Source organism: Gilliamella bombi (assembly GCF_900103255.1).
Classification (GTDB): domain Bacteria; phylum Pseudomonadota; class Gammaproteobacteria; order Enterobacterales; family Orbaceae; genus Gilliamella; species Gilliamella bombi.
This window is the reverse complement of record NZ_FMWS01000062.1, coordinates 1-1,253: the sequence shown is the minus strand read 5'-3', so window position 1 is coordinate 1,253 and position 1,253 is coordinate 1. Positions and strand designations below refer to the sequence as shown.

The 1,253-nt window shown below is 31.0% G+C and carries 2 protein-coding genes; both read right to left on the bottom strand.

Annotated elements, in window-relative coordinates; all coding sequences use genetic code 11:
- Positions 1 to 255 (bottom strand): hypothetical protein (locus B9N71_RS10830; protein WP_143422120.1); only part of this gene is annotated, 255 nt, incomplete at its 3' end.
- A 28-nt stretch (positions 256 to 283) separates the two neighbouring features.
- Positions 284 to 1,171 carry a hypothetical protein gene (locus B9N71_RS10825; RefSeq protein ID WP_085165943.1) on the bottom strand — a complete coding sequence of 296 codons (888 nt, stop codon included), beginning with the start codon at positions 1,169 to 1,171 and terminating at the stop codon, positions 284 to 286.
- Between the last annotated feature and the right edge of the window lie 82 nt (positions 1,172 to 1,253).

The window sequence follows — 1,253 nt, the reverse complement described above, 5'->3', positions numbered from 1 at the left end:
ATCGTCAGGGTCTGTTTCTAACGTTGCGGGAGATAAAAATAATTTTCCTTCTGCAGGAGAACTATCTTCTTTATGACGAAAACTTTTAAAATCATACTGGTAGTAAATTCTATTAGCTTCTAGAGGTTGTGGTGTTTTCATAATTGTTTTTTGAACTATCATGTTTATATCCGCATAGGTAAAATTAGTATTAATGACCGAACACAAAAAATATAAAATAGAAATTGTTATAATATTTTTAGTATAAATTTGCATAATCGAATTTCCTATTTTAAAATTCAGTTTATTTAGCTTGTGCAAGCCTTGATATGTCATGTAATTGTTCGGTCATACAATGCCTTTGATAAAATTTTTTTTCAGCCTCATTATTGTTCTGGTTTTTAAATCTTTTTTTTAAATTATTTTTATACTCTTTGAAATATGGGTCTTTTTGGGCTCCAATGCAGTCTGGATCGGCTAAATTACAACTGGCAAGTAATAAAAATACAAATGTGTGACAACAAGTTTCGTTATAACCATGCCTCTTATAACTCCATTCATCTTCAAATTTAGCAGCAAAATCTCTAATTTCTTCTATCACTTGCTCTTCCGTGCGCGAATCATCGGGCAATAAATAAGGATGAGTTGTAAAATCTATTTCATCTTCATGAAATCGACCATGTTGATGAGGATCGAAAGGTCTAATTGAAAGATGATTCTTTTCTTGATGTTTATCATCTTTTTTTTGATGATTTCGTCTACCTGCTTCTCGTTCTTCTGTATGAAATAAATTATGTTCTTTATCTTTTTTTATCCTGTAATTGCAATCACCATTTAAAAAACCATTGCCTTTAAAATTTGCCCATCCATCCCAACGACCGTCATCAGGATACCATCCATAACTTTCACGAAAACCATTGGCTTTAGTGCATTCTTTATTCATTGAAATAAATTGTTTTTCAGTTAATTTTTGTTCCCTTGCCTCTTTTATAAAATCATCAGTCTCATCCTCATCATCATGAATGATTTCAATCCAATAATGCCCAGGAGACTGAATGCCACCTATTTTCATGAAAATTCTTCGTATTAAAATATTTTCTAATTTTCGTGTTCCTGCTTTTACCGTAGTTTCTATCGTTTTATCGTTGCTTGAAGATTCACATGTTATTGATGTTGCTCCAGTACAATACATAAAATACCCCTAGAATCTAATTTTTTATACCTATTTATACCGAAATGTTACTTTATCTTCTTCATATCCTGATGTTACAATT

Coding starts and splice junctions, on each gene's coding strand:
- B9N71_RS10825 (WP_085165943.1), bottom strand. CDS start 1,171: ATGTATTGTACTGGAGCAACATCAATAACATGTGAATCTTCAAGCAAC.